At 37.6% G+C, this 17,714-nt stretch carries 15 protein-coding genes; 10 read left to right on the plus strand and 5 right to left on the minus strand.

Annotated features, from left to right (window positions below):
* Nucleotides 1-139 precede the first annotated feature (139 nt).
* Together AC4CVF_RS07500 and AC4CVF_RS07505 are read left to right on the plus strand one after the other, a co-directional pair.
* Nucleotides 140-2,017: a protein phosphatase 2C domain-containing protein gene (locus AC4CVF_RS07500; RefSeq protein WP_336951069.1), complete on the plus strand. Its 1,878-nt coding sequence runs from the start codon at nt 140-142 to the stop codon at nt 2,015-2,017.
* A gap of 43 nt (nt 2,018-2,060) precedes the next feature.
* Nucleotides 2,061-3,590, plus strand: coding sequence for a helix-hairpin-helix domain-containing protein (locus tag AC4CVF_RS07505; protein WP_336951070.1), 1,530 nt, complete (start codon nt 2,061-2,063; stop codon nt 3,588-3,590).
* A gap of 27 nt (nt 3,591-3,617) precedes the next feature.
* On the opposite strand, the gene AC4CVF_RS07510 is transcribed toward AC4CVF_RS07505, so the two are convergent.
* Genes AC4CVF_RS07510 through AC4CVF_RS07530 form a run of 5 tightly spaced genes read right to left on the minus strand, consistent with a single transcriptional unit; the run spans nt 3,618 to nt 8,551 of the window.
* Entirely contained in the window at nt 3,618-4,544 is a 927-nt protein-coding gene (locus AC4CVF_RS07510; protein ID WP_490789155.1) for an HpcH/HpaI aldolase/citrate lyase family protein, read from the minus strand.
* Nucleotides 4,541-5,707 (minus strand): cysteine protease StiP family protein, encoded by a 1,167-nt coding sequence (locus tag AC4CVF_RS07515; RefSeq protein ID WP_419359689.1) that lies wholly within the window; start codon nt 5,705-5,707, stop codon nt 4,541-4,543. Before AC4CVF_RS07515 ends, AC4CVF_RS07510 begins: the two co-directional genes overlap by 4 nt.
* A complete protein-coding gene (locus AC4CVF_RS07520) occupies nt 5,700-6,479 on the minus strand; it encodes an HAD family hydrolase (RefSeq protein ID WP_490774068.1) in 780 nt (259 codons plus the stop codon). The genes AC4CVF_RS07515 and AC4CVF_RS07520 overlap by 8 nt, the downstream gene beginning before the upstream one ends.
* Nucleotides 6,469-7,590, minus strand: a complete 1,122-nt coding sequence (locus tag AC4CVF_RS07525) for a phosphoribosyltransferase domain-containing protein (protein ID WP_419327219.1) — start codon at nt 7,588-7,590, stop codon at nt 6,469-6,471. The genes AC4CVF_RS07520 and AC4CVF_RS07525 overlap by 11 nt, the downstream gene beginning before the upstream one ends.
* A gap of 4 nt (nt 7,591-7,594) precedes the next feature.
* Nucleotides 7,595-8,551, minus strand: coding sequence for an ATP-grasp domain-containing protein (locus AC4CVF_RS07530; RefSeq protein WP_419359687.1), 957 nt, complete (start codon nt 8,549-8,551; stop codon nt 7,595-7,597).
* Between the two features lie 363 nt (nt 8,552-8,914).
* Here AC4CVF_RS07530 and AC4CVF_RS07535 point away from each other — a divergent pair, with 363 nt between their 5' ends.
* The 8 genes from AC4CVF_RS07535 to AC4CVF_RS07570 all read left to right on the plus strand — a co-directional run bounded on the left by AC4CVF_RS07535 (nt 8,915) and on the right by AC4CVF_RS07570 (nt 17,688).
* On the plus strand, nt 8,915-10,135 hold the full coding sequence (locus tag AC4CVF_RS07535; RefSeq protein ID WP_483771003.1) for a TerD family protein: 1,221 nt from the start codon (nt 8,915-8,917) through the stop codon (nt 10,133-10,135).
* Between the two features lie 57 nt (nt 10,136-10,192).
* Nucleotides 10,193-10,768 carry a TerD family protein gene (locus tag AC4CVF_RS07540; protein WP_004720366.1) on the plus strand — a complete coding sequence of 192 codons (576 nt, stop codon included), beginning with the start codon at nt 10,193-10,195 and terminating at the stop codon, nt 10,766-10,768.
* A gap of 16 nt (nt 10,769-10,784) precedes the next feature.
* Nucleotides 10,785-11,891 (plus strand): DUF475 domain-containing protein, encoded by a 1,107-nt coding sequence (locus AC4CVF_RS07545; protein ID WP_336951077.1) that lies wholly within the window; start codon nt 10,785-10,787, stop codon nt 11,889-11,891.
* Nucleotides 11,892-11,893: 2 nt separating this feature from the next.
* Nucleotides 11,894-12,472 carry a TerD family protein gene (locus AC4CVF_RS07550; protein WP_336951078.1) on the plus strand — a complete coding sequence of 193 codons (579 nt, stop codon included), beginning with the start codon at nt 11,894-11,896 and terminating at the stop codon, nt 12,470-12,472.
* 116 nt (nt 12,473-12,588) lie between these two features.
* Nucleotides 12,589-13,896, plus strand: a complete 1,308-nt coding sequence (locus AC4CVF_RS07555; protein ID WP_490789156.1) for a vWA domain-containing protein — start codon at nt 12,589-12,591, stop codon at nt 13,894-13,896.
* A gap of 14 nt (nt 13,897-13,910) precedes the next feature.
* Nucleotides 13,911-14,627, plus strand: coding sequence for a TIGR00266 family protein (locus tag AC4CVF_RS07560; protein WP_336951080.1), 717 nt, complete (start codon nt 13,911-13,913; stop codon nt 14,625-14,627).
* Between the two features lie 17 nt (nt 14,628-14,644).
* Complete coding sequence (locus tag AC4CVF_RS07565) at nt 14,645-15,235, plus strand: TerD family protein (protein ID WP_004720371.1); 591 nt, start codon at nt 14,645-14,647, stop codon at nt 15,233-15,235.
* Between the two features lie 248 nt (nt 15,236-15,483).
* A complete protein-coding gene (locus AC4CVF_RS07570) occupies nt 15,484-17,688 on the plus strand; it encodes an OsmC domain/YcaO domain-containing protein (RefSeq protein WP_490789157.1) in 2,205 nt (734 codons plus the stop codon).
* Nucleotides 17,689-17,714 lie beyond the last annotated feature (26 nt).

The following is a 17,714-nucleotide window of genomic DNA, read 5'->3' on the forward strand; positions in this document are numbered from 1 at the left end:
CTGTTGATGAATACATTATTAAAGCATTGCTGTATTGACGAATATTAAAAATCTATATGGCTAAACGCTTAAATGCATTGTGATTGGTGAGTGACCAAATGGCCAAGCGAATAGAATAGAAAAATGGGTAGAGGGTAAAATGGATAGTGATGTATGCAAATTAAAGCAGATTTTGGAACATAATTCCGCTGATTTCAGTGAAACATTTTCTCAATTTCTATTAAGTGATCCGCAAAATCTCAAACAACTTTCAAAACTCATCAACGAATTGGAAAAAGTTAAGATAGCTTCGCCGTGTTTGAACAAAATCAATGAAGCTGATTCATTGGATAATGCATCAGCTACAGAGTCCCAGCATAAAACTATAAGCTCGGATAAACCCCAAGTCACTGTACAAAATAATGTTCAAGAGCAAGCCTGTTTTAATCAGCAAACTGGAACCAATCAACATGCTAGAGTGGATGAACAAGTCAACCTTGATGAAAGTATTCAACAAAGTTATGTTGTTCCTTTAGTCAATGTAGATCAACTCGATACATCATCAGAAAACATCAACTCAGTTGGAGCAATTTCTGATACGCAAAATATCACTTTAGATCTTCACACAACATTGGAACTCGCGCCGATCTTACATGTTGAACAGCAAATTGTTGTAGATCAAGCCGAGAAAATGTCAGCCTTTACAACTGAACCTAATTTAGAAAACAAGTTGACGATTGATGCTAAAAATATAAGCTCAACCCCTGAAATAATTTCTTCTGAAACTGAGAAGAATAGATTAGAGATCGAATCTGTGTTTAGACGAAGTAAATATGAAGACATTAAATTTCAGGTTGAAAATGCCCGAGTTGGACAACACTATCAATCTCGAATTTCAGTGATTTCTCAACATGATGTCAATCAATTAATATTCAAACCTGAAAGCTTTAAATTTCCAGATACCAGCTTTTATTTCGATGAAGCCACACAACGTATTCATGGTGAGCCACAACTAGCAGATTCAATCGAATTTTCTTTTCAGTTTATTGCTGATGGAGAAACACGCTCCGCCCAGTGTCGGTTGAATGTCATTGCAGACCCACGCAGTTTATGGAAAGTCATTGAACCTGAGTCTGGGCAAAAATTTAGCAAGCCACATTTGGATCAAGCTTTGATTGATGCGGTGGACTATAAAATTATCGCTGCAAGTCGTCGAGGCCGTTCACATGAACACGCAGGCTTATTTAGAGATGATGATTTCTCAATTACCTTAATCGAGAATACACCTTGGTCGGTTTTGACTGTGGCAGATGGTGCAGGCAGTGCGCAATACTCAAGAGAAGGTTCTCGAATTGCGGTTGAGATTGTTGAAAATAACTTGAAAAACTATTTAAACCCACAAACGGTTGAAAGCCTGATTTCTGATTTAGAAAAGTGGCAAGTGGGCAGTCAAGATGCTGAAACTGTTGAAGTTGCCAAGAAGTTAAATGAGCAGTTTCATCATGTATATTATGAAATATACAAATCAATTATTAACCAAATCCGATTACAAGCAGAACAGATTGAGGCAAATACTAAAGATTTTTCAACCACATTGCTGGTTGCGGTCGTATGTAAATTAGCTGATAAAACCTTTATCAGTGCATTCTCAGTGGGAGACGGTGCAATCGCAGTATATAGCGATAACAACGTGCGCCTGATGAATGTTCCAGATGGTGGTGAATATGCAGGACAGACTAAGTTTCTAGATCTGAGTATTGCTACAGAATTTCCAAACCGTTTAAAAATAGGCTGTTTTAAAGATACCAATGCCATTATGTTGATGACTGACGGTATTTCAGATCCAAAATTTGAAACAGATTCTGGTTTATCCAATTTTGATAAATGGCAAAGTTTATACCGTGAACTAGATCCGTTGCTACAGAATGAAGCAGCCGACACTGCATTGTTGGAGTGGATGCATTTCTTTACAGCTGGCCATCATGATGATCGTACTATGGCCGTATTATGGAATAAGCATTCAACAACATCTGTATAAATAATATCTAAGTATTTGAAGAATATAATGTAAGGTGGCAAATATGTCAGCAAAAATTATTAAATGTACCACCGTTGATGGACGTGAAATAGAATTTGTAGATGAAATTATCGGTTCAGGTGCAATGAAAGATGTATATTTTTCACCTGATCGTAGTTATGTGGTGTGCTTTTTCAGTAAAGAAAAGAATAAGTTTTATGAATCTAAAGCCACCTTTGAGCAGCAAAAAGATCGTTTAAAAGAAATTGTAGGCAATAAGTGGCAAAGTATCTTTAATGGGATTGGTGGGGATTATTGGAAGAATATTTTCTGCTGGCCAGATGGTTTAGTTGAATATAATAATTTGCTTGGGATTACCGCCCCAACCTATAGAAAACAATTTTTCTTTGAATATGGTTCAAAAAATAATGATTTTCTGCAAATCAAAGGCAAAGAAAAAGAAGGGAAATGGTTTGCAAGTGCAAACAACCAAAACAGATTTCTCGACGACAAAGAAAAAGGTACTTGGCTTAATTACCTTAAAATAGGAATTCTAATTTCCCGCGCAGTACGCCGTATGCATGCTGCCGGTTTGGCCCATTCAGATTTATCTTATAAAAATATTTTGGTCGATCCTGTTTCTGGGAGTGCCAGCGTTATCGACGTTGATGGTTTGGTAGTACCTGGAAAATACCCACCGGACGTTGTCGGTACTCCTGATTTTATTGCGCCAGAAGTGGTACGCACTAGTCATTTATCCAAAGACAATCCTGATCGTTATTTACCCAGTATTGCGACTGATAAACATGCTTTGGCAGTATTGATTTATATGTATTTATTGTATCGACATCCGTTACGTGGTGGAAAAATTCATGATATGAATGATCCGCAAAAGGATGAAACACTGGGGATGGGTGAAAAAGCGCTGTTTATTGAACACCCAACAGATCATAGTAATCAGGTGAAACCAACTCAACTTAAAGTGAGCCAGCAACCATGGGGTGATCCTGCAAAAGTACCTTTTACAGTGACTGGACCGTATTTGTCTGAGCTCTTTATCAAAAGCTTTGTCGAAGGTTTACATGATCCGGCCAAGCGTCCTTCAGCCAATGATTGGGAAACAGCTTTGGTCAAAACAGTGGATTTGATTCAGCCTTGTCATAATCACCGTTGTGGTCAAAAGTGGTATGTCTTTGATAATTCAACTAAACCTGAGTGTCCATTTTGCCATACGCCGTTTAAAGGTAAATTACCTATTCTCAATCTGTACTCAGCACGGCAGCAAGGTAATTTTAGACCCGATAATCATCGTTTAATGGTATGGACAGGTCAATCTATTTACGCATGGCATACCAATAATATGATTGCACCGAATGAACGATTGACCGCAGAACAGACCAAGCGGAAAGGGTATTTTGTTTTACATCATGATGTGTGGTGGTTGGTCAATGAAGATATGCCTGATCTTACCGATGTTGCCAATAAAATACAGATCCCGATTGGTGGTAAAATTGAGTTAAAAGATGGTGTTCAAATTTTATTTTCTAAACAAGATGGCGGTCGTTTAGCTGTGGTACAAATGGTTGAAGCATAATGTGATGCTTCAACCTCTAAATAAGGCCTATACCACCAATATTTTGTCGTGTGTTGAACATGAGGATTTGACCAAACCAAAAGTTTTATATCTGAGTAAAATCATTTCAGCCCAATTTTTATGGGTGGCAGGTTCGATCATTGAACCGTGACTTTTAAATACACTTTTAGCGTCGTGGGCCAAGATTAATTGAGCCTCATGGAAATCTTCAGGTTGAACTTGTAAGGCATGATGAATATGAGTAATTTGCGCAGGATGAATTGCAGTTTTGGTATAAATTCCATTATTCATGTCTTGTGCAAGTTCTTGCATCAATAACTGTGTATTTTCAAAATGTTCGCAGACAGGTGAACTCAACTGAAAACCATTTGGAATAAATAATCCTGCCAATTGTGAAATTAGAATGCCTACTGGAGTTTGATAAATCGTGGTATTTTTGGGTCTACGCAGATTTAGACAAGACAACAGATCATTACCACCAATTCTTAAACATAAAGTTTTATGAAAGTCATATTTAAGCGCTTGGTAAAGCTCAATATTGTGTGCCACATCAAAGATTTCTTTAGTTTCGAGCGTTGGCATATATTGTAAATTAGCTGGTAATACATTCATCCAATTCTTTAGATTAAACACATTAAACTTAGGCAAAATCATACCATTAAATGTTTGATTTAGATCCCAGTCGACAATGTGTTTTGCCATTTCCATATTTCTTGGGCGGATAAAAATGGCAGGGGCTTTTAAACTCGGTTCATCCAGCCGTCTTTGCAACAAAAGTTTTAAATTCACCATTGCTGTTTGAACATCTGATTCAAGTACAGCGTCTTCAAGACATACCGCAATTGATTTAATCTGAGGAAATTTAAGTCCTTGGGTAACTTCCCACAATTGTTCATGTGTTGCAGGAATATACATGGTTGCGCCAAGTTCAATAGCGTGTAAAAGTGGTTTCATTTTTTCTTCTCTACTTTTTTTATCAATGTTGCTGCGTGATAAGGGCCTAATTTTGTTCCCAAAATATCTACCGGAATATTTCGTTCACGTGCAAAGTGCAATAATAATTGTACATGAGGGTTAGATTCATCTTTCAATAAGATTCGTTCAGGTACTCGTCTTAAAACTGCACGGGTTGCTTCAGCAATACTAGGTTTTATATGGTTAATATTTTGAATCGCATACTCTGTTGCAATCCAGTCAATCGTTGTTGCACATTGTTGCTGTTGCGCTAAACGAATCTGATCGTTCCAGCTTACCTGCATATCTGTGGGATTTTGTTCAATCAACTCGCGTATTTTTTCGACAAAAATTACTGAAAGGTCGTAAGGTTTTAGCTGATCATAGATCAAACAACTGTGCCATTTTTGTGTCTGATAGCAATTATTTCGAGCATCTTGCTGTTCTATGCTTTCTTTTAAAATCGTCCGAGAAGTCAATCCAGAGATTACAGAACCCAATATCCCAAACGGAATCAACCAATCATCTGTACTTGCACTTAACCAAGAATACCCCCCCAAATCAGAAAGGGTAACTAAACGTGGGATCTGCCAATTTTGATCAAAGAGCTCAGGAATCTCTTGTAAATTTTTTGTGAGTTCTTTGCATATCGCACCTTTACCTGTCCAGCCATCTACAAAAACGATATTTTGAGCACCATGTTGTTCAATAATTGCTTGCAATGCAGCAAAGTCGACGCCTCGATCACGAATTATACTAATACCATAGTGATAGCAAGACTGGTATTTTTCAAGATAATGCTTCAGTAAAACACCTAAAGGTACACCAGCTCGAACCAAACTTACCAAAACAATCTCTTGATTGGGAAAGCGTTGCACCAAACTGTTACCAATTTTTTGAACTTCTTCGGCAAGACGTTGTGCACCTTGCTCAAAGGCATGTTGATAATGTTGCATTTGTTCATCTGTTGGCGGATGTTCAGCACTGATCATTTGTGAATAGTGCATTTTTCCTGACTGGATCAGATATTCTTTTTCTTCAACGGCAGTGGGTTGAATATTATCAATCTGCATCAAAAAAGTGACATCTTCGGGACGGTATGAACCGTGAAAGCCAAGCTCGCTCAATGTTGGATTGAGTAGTGTGATCAATGAATTAGACATGACCTAAATATCCTTTAGTGTCAAAATCATGGCTTAAATGTATATTGAGAAACTTATCCAACTGACTACTTTTCGGCATTCCAAACCAGTCGCAACAGCTGAGGAATCCAGCATCTGATAGACTATCGCCCCAACCTAAAATAATACGTTCTCGTTGCGGATCATGTTTTTGAATATAAAACTCAACGGCGCTTTGTTTGCTGACATGATGTGGAATAATCGCCAGATTATTGCCATTGATATGGATATAGCACTGTTCCAGTAGCGTTTTAGGTAATTTTTCAACAAGCTGATCTAAAAATAAGGCACCAGTTTGTTTTTGCTTTGCAACAGAATAAATACTCAGTTCATTTTCAATCAAAGTCCAAGTTCTGACTTCACCCAAATCTTTGGCGTAGTCATGCAAAGCATCTGGCAAGTCAGTCAGTATGCCATTGAGTTGAATTTCATGTTGTTTTTGAAGATCAAACCAGTCTGTATCTACAGCTAAATTCTGATCTAGAATTGTGCCCCCGTGGGAACAAATCGCACCATATTTAAAGGGGATTTGTACACGTTTAAATCCTTCAACTGAGCGAGCAGTTACAGGCACAACCTCAGCAGATTCAAGCAACCAATTCAAAAAAGACTGCTGTTTTGGACTCATATATGAAAGCGGTTGTCCTGAAATATCTGTAGTCACTATTTGATGTTGTGGTGTCGGTTGCTGTTTTCGATAAGTTTGAAATAAAGTGTCATCCAAGTCGACAAAGACCAAAGGTTTAGGGTTCATAACTGATCACTTCCAAATTTTTGATTTGTTCAAACAAGCTTGGGTCTACACTATCTTGATGTGTTTCAATCACCAAAAGCACCCGGTCAAACTCTTGATGTTTAACGTTATAAGCAAAGTTTTGGATATTGAGCCCATAATTATCATGAAACTGGCAAATACTTTTTATCGCATGTCCTTGCATGATCGGTGAACGTGTTGTTGAACTGAAATAAGTTTCCGCCCCTTGTTGTTCTAACTGTTCAGCAATAAGAAAAGGAATCCAACTAAATTCACCTGAACCAAGTACGAGTATTTTTTCGCCGGGATGATTTATGTGAATATCTTCCCATGCTGTACATTCTAAATAACCTGGCTCACGTCCCCAATCATTTGGTGCAATAATTTTCTGTGCCTGTTGCTCAGTGGAGCTGACATTGGGCATATTAATCTGAATATTGTGTTGATTCGCTTGCCACTGCCAATTTCCTTGCAATAATGAAACCACTTCCACAGGGATATCAAGCTCATCCGTTGCAAGACTCTGCTCAGCCCAGTTAACCAATGTGACCAAGATCACGCGTTCAACTTGCTGCAAACCAGAATTTGTTAAACTATTGATCAGGTTTTTGAAGGTTTTTCCAGTCGAAATTTCATCATCAACTAAAATCAAAGTCTTTGAATCAATCACTTGCTGATGTTTGGCTAAATCATGACTGCTTAAAATAAACTGATCCTGAGCATGGCTATGTTCTTCTAGAAAAAGCCCCAATGTGGGTAAAGTCGATACAGGGTGTCGTGTTGTAGTTAAGAAAATCGCATTTTTGCCATGTTGTTTTTTTAATTCACGATAAATTCCAGCGCCCAAACCGACTGCTGTTTCGGCCATACCAATGACACAGATTGGACCAGCCAAATCTGTAGGCACTAAACTGGCCAAATCGCTATAGCTACGCTGCATAACAGAAGGTGGGACAGGGATATGTTTCCCCAATACTTTGGAAACAAATAAAAATGCTCTTTTAGGATTAATTCTTTCTGCAAAATCTAATAAATCATCTAAAGCCCAGTGGCTATGTTGTTGGTTAACTTGAACAGTGATTCGCCCACGACTTAAATCTATATGCTTCATCTAATTACAAATCCAATTTTATACTATGGGCAATCGGTAAAGCTTTTACAGGCGATTGGTGTGCTGCTCGAACTAAATTCAAATTTAATTTTTCAGCAATCAATTCAGCAATCAAATTGACTCCCGTATGTTGTGTATAGGCAAAACCACCAGCAGGGCGTGGATTGATCTCAAGAATATGCCATTGCAAGCTTTCATCTTGTTTAAATTGGATATTAATTAGTCCATCACATTGAAAATAATCGACTAAATCTATACAAATTTGATGACAAGGATGTTGCAAAAAACACTCTTGAAAATAAACATGTTTTATTCTGGTTACTTGAGTAATGATCTTTCCTTGACTACAAGCAATATCAACTGAACATTCTTGCCCGGCTAAATAAGGCATAATCAGATATTCAACTGGCTCTTCCTGTTGACTATATGCCTCTATAAATTGCTGAGTATTACATTTGGTCGGTGAACTAAAGTTTTTAAAGTACGATACATGATTCTGTAACCGCACAAAACCCGCACCATAAACCCCATAAACAGGCTTAGCACAGATTTCACTATGTTGCTGCTGTAATGTTTCAATGGATGCTTTCAGTGTTTCTGTGGAATTGGCTAATAATGCAGGAATGACAGATAAATTTTGCGCTTCACAATGTAAGGTAAATTGGTATTTATTGTTCATCAACTCATGTTGTTCTGAGCTGAGTGTACCAGTAATCAACTGAATACCATATTGTTCAAATTGGGTTCTATACGGTTCAATATGTTGACTGTGTTTACCACAAAAGAGCAGTTGGATATTATGTTCAATACATTGTTCTAATAACCATTCAGCACTCTTTGAAATAGCAGGTTGCTGTAGATAAACATCAGCACTCAATGCAAGTTCGGGACGGTTACGGCTGTGAGAACAAAATATAGTCAGTTGTTTTGATATACTAGAACTTTTCAGTAATTGAATCATATCATTTTGACAGGAATAACACTCGGCGATCCAAATTTTATATTGCTGTAGCACGGGTAATTTAATCTCAAATTTTTATAAAGAATAACGAAGATTTTAAAGCGACTATCTGATGCGCTGGAAAATATAACAATTCCCCACAGTGATACAATATTTAATTTTAATATTTTGTAAAAGTAATGAAACACAAAGAAAAAAACACTGAAACACTTGAGATTCGGAATTTTTATGGTAAAACATAACATATCTATTTTTTATTTGTTTTTTATAAAGAAAGTTAATTTAAAAACTTTATTTCAATAACGCATGATTTTAAATTCATTTTATCAAAAAGCGATAATATACCTATAAAGTGGAGGGTTTATGCAGCTGGTTGCTGGTGGAAATATTCAAATACCTGCTCAGGATATTGAAATTTGTATAAAAACAGGGTTTTCATCTGACATTGAATTAGATGTTACAGCATATTTACTGGCCCAAGGCACGCTTAAAGTGCGTGGTGATCAGGACATGATTTTTTATGGGCAACGTCAAACCTCCAATCAAAGTGTGGTTTTGCTAGAATCATCATCTAAGAACCCAAATCTCACCAAATTAAAAATCAATACTGCACGTCTAGATGCACAAATTCAAAAAATCGCTATTTGTGTCACGATTAATGAACCAAATACCATTGGCAATATTATTCCGATTGATATTGAGCTTTATGCAGGGCAACAGCATATTGCGACCGCACATTTAGATACCCAAAATAGAACTGAAAAAGCTTTAATCCTTGCAGAGATTTATTTTCATAACAGCCAATGGAAGTTTCGCTTTGTCGGTCAAGGATTTAATGGTGGATTAAAACCATTGGCTGAAAACTTTGGTGTTGTGATTGCTGATGAAGTGAAAAATACTACACCTACACCTACACCTACACCTACACCTACACCTACACCTACACCTACACCTACACCTACAAACTCAAATATTAATTTATCTAAAATCCGACTGGATAAAAACAATTCAACCATCAACTTAACCAAGAAAGGTAATGGTTTTGGAAAAATATCAGTCAATTTAAACTGGAATAAAAGCCAGCCTAAATCCCAATCATTTTTTCAGAAACTATCGGGATCAAGTGCAATAGATCTAGACCTTGGTGCGATGGTGCAACTTAAAAATGGTGAAATTGATTTAGTACAACCGCTGGGTAATCGTTTTGGGCGTTTTGAAATCAAACCGTTTATTCAGCTTGATGGTGATGATCGTACAGGTTCATCTGTACAAGGTGAAAATCTTCATATTAATGGGAATCAATGGGATCAAATTGAACGCATTGTGATCTATGCTTATATTTATCAGGGTGCTGCACAATGGGCAGCAACGGATGGTGTTGTCACCATTAAGATCCCAGACCAACCTGAAATTGAAGTTCATTTGACGGATGGTAATCAATTGACAACATGTTCTATTGTAGAATTAAAGAATAACAATGGCACTATACAAGCCAACCGAGAAGTTCGTTATTTTAAAGATCAAAAATATTTAGATGAACATTATGGTTTTGGGTTCCGATGGACACATGGTTCTAAAAATTAATTGACTGCATGTATTTAAACAATGAATGCACACTGCAATAAAGTAGAGGAAATATAAATGGCAATTTCATTAAACAAAGGTGGCAACTTATCTTTAAGCAAAACTGACCCAAGTTTAAACCAAGTTTTGGTCGGCTTAGGTTGGGATGCGCGTGCAACTGACGGAACAGATTTTGACTTAGATGCTTCAGCATTTTTATTAAGTGAAAACGGTAAAGTTCGTGGTGAACACGATTTCATTTTCTATAACCAAACACGTTCACCTGAAGGTTCTGTTGAACATACAGGTGATAACCGTACCGGTGCGGGTGATGGTGATGATGAAGCAGTTCGCATTAATCTCGCACAAGTACCTGCAGATGTTCAAAAAATTGCAATTACAGTCACCATTCATGAAGGTGAAAGTCGCGGTCAAAATTTTGGTCAAGTTCAAAATGCGTTTATTCGTGTGGTCAATGATCAAAGCAATACTGAAATTGTTCGTTTCGATTTGAATGAAGATTATTCAACAGAAACTGCCATGATTTTTGGTGAATTATATCGCCACAATGGTGAATGGAAGTTTAGAGCTGTAGGACAAGGTTATGCTGGCGGTTTAAGCGCAATGTGCCAACAGTTCGGTATAAGCATCTAATATAAGAGTTCAATGGATGAAACATTTTCGCTTTTCGATTCTTTTTACCATCATTTGTCTAGCAATTTCTGCGTATTGGGGTTTTACACATGGTCCCCAAGCCGGCCTAATGACCATGTTCAAGGCATTGGCAATTACTGCCATTCTTGCAGTGATGGAAGTTTCTTTATCGTTTGATAATGCTGTAGTAAATGCTTCGGTACTCAAACACTGGAATCATTTCTGGCGAACCTTATTTTTAACAGTCGGTATTGTTATCGCTGTATTTGGTATGCGTTTAATCTTTCCATTACTCATTGTTGGCGTCACTGCAGACATGGGCATGATAGAGGTTGCAAAACTTGCGCTGAACGATCCAAAAACCTACTCTGAAAAGCTCATGGCACACCATGCTGAAATTGCAGCGTTCGGTGGTATGTTCTTGCTCTTAGTTTTTCTTAACTTTTTATTTGATGATGAAAAAGATGAGCATTGGTTCCATTGGTTGGAGTCAAAACTCGCTGATCTAGGCAATATTCAAGCGATTTCAGTGTTTATTTCATTATGTGCATTATTGGTTATGGCTAATTTTGTACCTGAAACTTCTCGTCTGGTTGTAACGATGGCAGGGATTTGGGGAATTGTGGTTTATGTTGGTGTTCAGGTGATTGGACACTTACTTGAAGGCGGTTCACATGATGATGAGGAAGAAGCATCAGAACAAACGACTTCAAATAATGGTGCACCTGTAACGGGCACAATCATTAAAGGCGGTATCGGTGGCTTCTTGTATCTTGAAGTACTTGATGCGTCTTTTAGTTTCGATGGTGTAATCGGCGCTTTTGCAATTACCAGTGATGTGGTAATTATTATGCTTGGCCTTGCTATAGGTGCGATCTTCGTGCGTTCTATGACCGTTTATCTTGTAGAAAAAGGTACGCTCGATGCTTATGTTTATTTAGAACATGGCGCGCATTATGCGATTGGTGCACTTGCATTCATCATGCTTGCAAGTGGGACTGGCTTACATGTACCTGAAGTCGTGACTGGTTTGATTGGTGTCGCATTTATTGTTTGGGCAGTAATTTCATCAATTTCATATAGTAAAAAACAATCTCTTGAAACAACTGAAAAAGGAAATTAAAAATGGCTATTAATTTATCAAAAGGCGGTAACATCAACCTGTCTAAAACAGCGCCTACAATGAATAAAGTAGACTTAGGTTTAGGCTGGAATCCTCGTGTTACAGATGGTAAAGCTTTTGATTTGGATGCTGTTGCTTTTCTAACTGGTGAAAATGGCAAAGTCCGTTTAGATGGCGACTTCATCTTCTTTAACCAAAAAACTTCTCCTTGTGGTTCTGTGAACCATAACGGTGATAACCGTACAGGTGACGGTGATGGTGATGACGAAACAATTTCAGTTGATTTATCTAAAGTTCCAGCAGATGTGGCTAAAATTGTATTTGCTGTAACCATTCATGAAGGCCAACAGAATGGTCAAAACTTCGGTATGGTAGATAAAGCATATATCCGTGTAATTAATCAGGATAACAATGCTGAAGAACTTGCACGTTTTGACTTGTCTGAAGACGGCAGTACAGAAGTTGCCATGATTTTTGGTGAGTTATACCGTCATAGTGGCGAGTGGAAATTCAAAGCAGTTGGCCAAGGCTTTAACGGTGGCTTAGGCGCTTTGGCTGCAAGTTATGGTGTTGCAGTTTAATTTTTAAAATGAGTACTAAAAGATTTATCTTTTAGTACTTGAAAGTGATTCGGTTTAAATTGGTTTATTTATGAACACAGTAAAAATTATTTTCAAGTACTAAATAGAGAACAACAATGCAATTCATCACTGGACAAAAACTGGCTCTGCACCAATTGTTGCAGACTAATACACAGTTTAAAGTACGTGTACAGGTTCAAGCACCTTTTGAAATCGATATTTCTAGCTTTGGTATTGCGCCAAACGATAAACTTTTCCATGATGATTATATGACCTTCTATAATCAACCACAAACACCGAAAGGCGAAGTTCAATATCTGCTTCGTGGCAACATCCATAGTTTTACCTTTGATTTAAAAAAGATAGATACAACACGAACGCCACGTTTTGTGATCTGTGCAACCTTAGCCAATGAGCAGTCTCAAATCCACAATATACAATCGATTCAGGTCGAGTTATGTAATCAAGACGAACAGATTCTTGCGACTTATCGTTTAAATGGTTCTAATTTTAGCCAAGAAAAAGCTGTGATGCTGACTGAGATTTACTTTAAAAGTGATACTTGGCGTATCGCTGCAATTGGTCAAGGTTTTAATGGTGGCTTACAGGCTTTGGTTGAACACTTTGGGGGAGAGGTTGAAGAAAGTGTTACAGTTGCACCCCCAACAGCAAACCCATCGATCAGTAATGCAGCGGTTACAATTGATCTAAAAAAGAAAGTGGTACTAGATAAAATTCAAGACGCCGCTCCACATTTAGTGGATATTACGAAAAAGTCTTTAATCAGCTTAGAAAAAAATAATTTGCTTGATGTAAAAGCCCGAGTAGCTTTAGTCCTTGATTATTCAGGTTCAATGCACCAACAATATATTAAAGGTGATGTTCAAAAAGTCCTCGATCGAATTATGCCTTTGGCAGTCAATTTTGATGATGATGGTAGTTTTGAATGTTGGGCTTTTGCAGAAAAATCATTGCGTTTAAGTGATGTAACCTTGAACAACTTACAAAATTTTGTCAATACAGATCAAGGCGGTCATCCAAAGTGGAAAGCTGGTGCACGTTATAATAATGAACCTGTTGTACTTGAAGCTGTGATTAAATATTTTACCCAAGAAAATCCATCTCATTTACCTGTTTACGTGGTATTTGTTTCAGATGGTGGGGTCAATGAAAGTAAAAAGATTAAAAATATCCTTAAAAGCGTATCTAGTTTCCCTATTTTTTGGCAATTCGTGGGTATTGGCGGTCGTAACTACGGTGTGTTGGAACAACTCGATACGATGGAAGGGCGAGTGGTGGATAATTGCAATTTTTTTGAAATGAGTAATATTCAAAGTATGCCTGAAGCACAACTGTATGATGCACTGCTTCAAGAATTTCCACTGTGGTTAAAAGAAGCGAAAAATAAAAACATTATTCGATAAAGAGAGGGCAATCGATGGCTAAATTTGAACTTGTAGGCAGTCCAGAACCATTTCTGTTGGTTGATTTGGTACAGGGAGAAAAAATATTTTGTGAATCTGATGCAATGGTCATGATTGAGCAGAATCTAGAATTAGCTGGGAACTTACGCGGCGGTTTATTTCAGTCATTTATGCGTAGATTTACTACAGGTGAATCGCTGTTTCAGCAAGAAATCAAAGCATCATTGGGTCATGGACAGTGTTTACTTTCTCCAAACATAGATGGTGATATGCAAATTCTTAACATAGGTCCTCAGCAATACACTTTATCTGATGGTGCTTTTGTTGCAGCAACAGAACATGTCAATGTCAAAGCCAAGATTCAAGCAAATTTAGGTGGGGGATTCTTTGGTGATACAGGGGGCTTTGTGGTGATGGAATCATCAGGACAAGGTCAATTGTGTATTTCTGGTTGTGGTACTTTGATGGAAGTCGATGTAAGCACTCAGAACGGCGAAACCACCATTGATAATGGTCATGTTGTGGCATGGGATTCATCTTTAAGTTACAACATTGGTATGCCGAGTTCACAAAACCGCGGAATTGTTGGAAATCTTTTAAACAGTTTTACCAGTGGTGAAGGTATGGTGCTTAAGTTTAGGGGCAATGGCAAAGTCATTATTTGTTCCCGAAATCGCAAGAGCTACCTCACCTGGTTATCTTCAGCTTTAAATTTAAATAGAAACAATTAAATCTATGAGGGAAACACATGAGTATTAGTTTAGTAAAAGGTCAAAAAATCTCTTTAGAAAAAGGTGATGGCTCATCTTTGACCAAAATTTATCTTGGTGCAGGTTGGGATGTGGCTAAGAGTGGCGGATTTTTAGGTGGTCTTTTTGGGGGCGGCGGTGGTGATTCAATCGACCTTGATGCATCTGTCATTATTTTTGATGAAAACAACCAACCGCTCGATGCAGTATGGTTTGGACAATTAAAAAGTAAGGATGGCAGTATTTGGCATTCAGGTGATAACCGTACGGGTGCTGGTGATGGCGATGATGAAGTGATCCATGTTGATCTAACTAAAATCCCTCCTCAAGTTAAAGCACTGGTTTTTACAATCAGTAGTTTCCGTGGTCAAACTTTTGAAAAAGTTGAAAATGCTTTTTGTCGTTTAGTTGACTCGAATACCAATACTGAAATCGCAAAATACAACCTTTCAGCAAAAGGCAATTATACTGCCTTGATTATCGCTAAAGTCTATCGCCACAATGGCGCATGGAAAATGTCTGCGATTGGCGATACCTGTAATGGTAAGACCATTCATGACATGCTTCCTTCGATCATTCCAGTGCTATAAGGGTAGCCATAAAAAAATTTTAATCAACAAAGCCATTCTTAGGAATGGCTTTTACTTAAAGTATTTTCAATCTTTCCATTCTAAAGTTATCAATTCTGTAAAATAATTCTATAATAGCAACCATTATTACTGACCTCAGTTGGGGTTGGTTCGTTTTTAAGTCAATTTCTTCTCCGTGATTCGGCTTATTTTTCAATATTTAAATTTTATGTGTTTATGTTTACACGTAAGAATATTTAGGTGCCCACATGGAAATCAAAGTCAATTATCTCGATAATCTTCGACAAGAAGCCAAGTTCGATGACTTTACAGTAATTGCTGATCAACCCATTCGCTATAAAGGTGATGGTTCTGCGCCGGGTCCTTTCGATTATTTCCTTGCCTCATCTGCTTTGTGTGCCGCTTACTTTGTGAAAGTGTATTGTGCAGCTCGTGATATCCCGACCGATAATATTCGGCTATCTCAAAACAATATTGTAGATCCTGAAAACCGTTATAAACAAATTTTTAAAATTCAGGTTGAACTTCCTGCAGATATTTCAGATAAAGATCGTCAAGGTATTTTACGTTCGATTGACCGTTGTACCGTTAAAAAAGTCATCCAAACTGGTCCTGAGTTTGTTATCGAAGAAGTTGAGAGTATTGATGCAGATGCACAAGCGTTGCTCATGCCTAACTTGGCACAAGAAAGCTTAACTTTTATTGAAGGTAAAGATCTGCCTTTAGAGGAAACCATTGCCAATATGTCTGAGATTTTGGCAGGATTGGGAATGAAAATTGAAATTGCATCATGGCGAAATATTGTCCCAAATGTGTGGTCATTACATATTCGTGATGCTCAATCTCCAATGTGTTTTACCAATGGTAAAGGCTCGACCAAAGAAAGCGCTTTGGCTTCTGCATTGGGAGAATTTATTGAGCGTTTAAACTGTAATTTCTTCTATAACGACCAGTTTTGGGGTGAAGAAATTGCCAATGCTGAATTTGTACATTATCCAAATGAAAGATGGTTTAAACCTGGACCAAATGGAGAACTACCTAAACAAATATTGGATGAATATACATTAGAGGTATATAACCCAGACAATGAATTGTTAGGTACACATTTATATGATACCAACTCAGGCAATACTGAGCGTGGTATTTGTTCATTACCTTTTGTACGCCAATCTGATCAAGAAATTGTATATTTTCCATCAAATTTGATTGAAAATTTATACCTAAGTAATGGTATGAGTGCAGGAAATACTTTAGCTGAAGCTCAAGTACAGTGTTTATCTGAAATTTTTGAACGTGCGGTTAAACGTGAGATTTTAGAGGGAGAAATTGCACTTCCAGATGTGCCTGAGGAAGTTTTAGCAAAATACCCCCGTATCGTTGAAGGCATTAAAGGCTTAGAAGAACAGGGCTTCCCAGTATTGGTTAAAGATGCATCATTGGGTGGTGAGTTTCCTGTGATGTGCGTTACGCTGATGAACCCACGTACAGGTGGTGTATTTGCATCATTTGGCGCACACCCTAAGCTTGAAGTTGCTTTAGAACGCAGTTTGACCGAGTTGTTACAAGGCCGTAGTTTTGAAGGTTTAAATGATTTACCAAAACCGACCTTTAGCAGTAATGCTGTGACAGAACCAAACAATTTTGTTGAGCATTTTATCGATTCCAGTGGTGTCGTGTCTTGGCGTTTCTTTAGTGCAAAATCAGATCATGACTTTGTCGAATGGGATTTTAGCCATGCAGGTGAAAATGCCAATGCTGAAGAAGCTAAAACGATGCTCAACATTCTTGAAGAAATGGGTAAAGAAGTTTATATGGCTGTCTATGAGCATTTAGACGCGACAGCTTGTCGAATCATCGTTCCTGATTATTCTGAGATTTATTTGGTTGAAGACTTAATTTGGGACAACACCAACAAAGCATTGTTATTCCGTGAAGATATCTTAAATATTCATCGTTTGGAAGATGATCAGCTTGAAGCTTTAGTTGAGCGTCTTGAAGAAGTTGAAGTGGATGATTACACCGATATCGTAACATTAATTGGTATTGAGTTTGATGATAATACTGTATGGGGACAATTGACGATCCTTGAATTAAAATTGTTGATTTATCTTGCGTTACAACAGTTTGAAGAGGCAAAAGATTTAGTTGAACAGTTCCTTCAATACAACACCAATACCGTAGAACGTGGTCTGTTCTATCAGTGTATGAATGTGATGCTTGAAGTTGAACTAGACGACGACATGGATTTAGATGATTATGAAGTCAATTTCCGTCGTATGTTTGGTGATGAAAGAATGGATGCAGTCATTGGCTCTTTAGATGGTAGTATGCGTTTTTATGGCTTGACTGAAACAAGTATGAAGCTTGAAGGGCTTGATCGTCATTTAAGACTTATTGACAGTTATAAGAAGTTACATAAAGCACGAGCAAAAGCTGTTGGCTTAGCAAGTTAAAAATTTTTTACAACAAAAGCTAAAAC

This window comes from Acinetobacter sp. LipI_19, assembly GCF_058242925.1.

Bases quoted from the DNA above. Each gene is read 5' to 3' on its own strand.
- AC4CVF_RS07500 (WP_336951069.1), top strand. From the start codon at position 140: ATGGATAGTGATGTATGCAAATTAAAGCAGATTTTGGAACATAATTCC.
- AC4CVF_RS07505 (WP_336951070.1), top strand. From the start codon at position 2,061: ATGTCAGCAAAAATTATTAAATGTACCACCGTTGATGGACGTGAAATA.
- AC4CVF_RS07510 (WP_490789155.1), bottom strand. From the start codon at position 4,544: ATGAAACCACTTTTACACGCTATTGAACTTGGCGCAACCATGTATATT.
- AC4CVF_RS07515 (WP_419359689.1), bottom strand. From the start codon at position 5,707: ATGTCTAATTCATTGATCACACTACTCAATCCAACATTGAGCGAGCTT.
- AC4CVF_RS07520 (WP_490774068.1), bottom strand. From the start codon at position 6,479: ATGAACCCTAAACCTTTGGTCTTTGTCGACTTGGATGACACTTTATTT.
- AC4CVF_RS07525 (WP_419327219.1), bottom strand. From the start codon at position 7,590: ATGAAGCATATAGATTTAAGTCGTGGGCGAATCACTGTTCAAGTTAAC.
- AC4CVF_RS07530 (WP_419359687.1), bottom strand. From the start codon at position 8,551: ATGATTCAATTACTGAAAAGTTCTAGTATATCAAAACAACTGACTATA.
- AC4CVF_RS07535 (WP_483771003.1), top strand. From the start codon at position 8,915: ATGCAGCTGGTTGCTGGTGGAAATATTCAAATACCTGCTCAGGATATT.
- AC4CVF_RS07540 (WP_004720366.1), top strand. From the start codon at position 10,193: ATGGCAATTTCATTAAACAAAGGTGGCAACTTATCTTTAAGCAAAACT.
- AC4CVF_RS07545 (WP_336951077.1), top strand. From the start codon at position 10,785: ATGAAACATTTTCGCTTTTCGATTCTTTTTACCATCATTTGTCTAGCA.
- AC4CVF_RS07550 (WP_336951078.1), top strand. From the start codon at position 11,894: ATGGCTATTAATTTATCAAAAGGCGGTAACATCAACCTGTCTAAAACA.
- AC4CVF_RS07555 (WP_490789156.1), top strand. From the start codon at position 12,589: ATGCAATTCATCACTGGACAAAAACTGGCTCTGCACCAATTGTTGCAG.
- AC4CVF_RS07560 (WP_336951080.1), top strand. From the start codon at position 13,911: ATGGCTAAATTTGAACTTGTAGGCAGTCCAGAACCATTTCTGTTGGTT.
- AC4CVF_RS07565 (WP_004720371.1), top strand. From the start codon at position 14,645: ATGAGTATTAGTTTAGTAAAAGGTCAAAAAATCTCTTTAGAAAAAGGT.
- AC4CVF_RS07570 (WP_490789157.1), top strand. From the start codon at position 15,484: ATGGAAATCAAAGTCAATTATCTCGATAATCTTCGACAAGAAGCCAAG.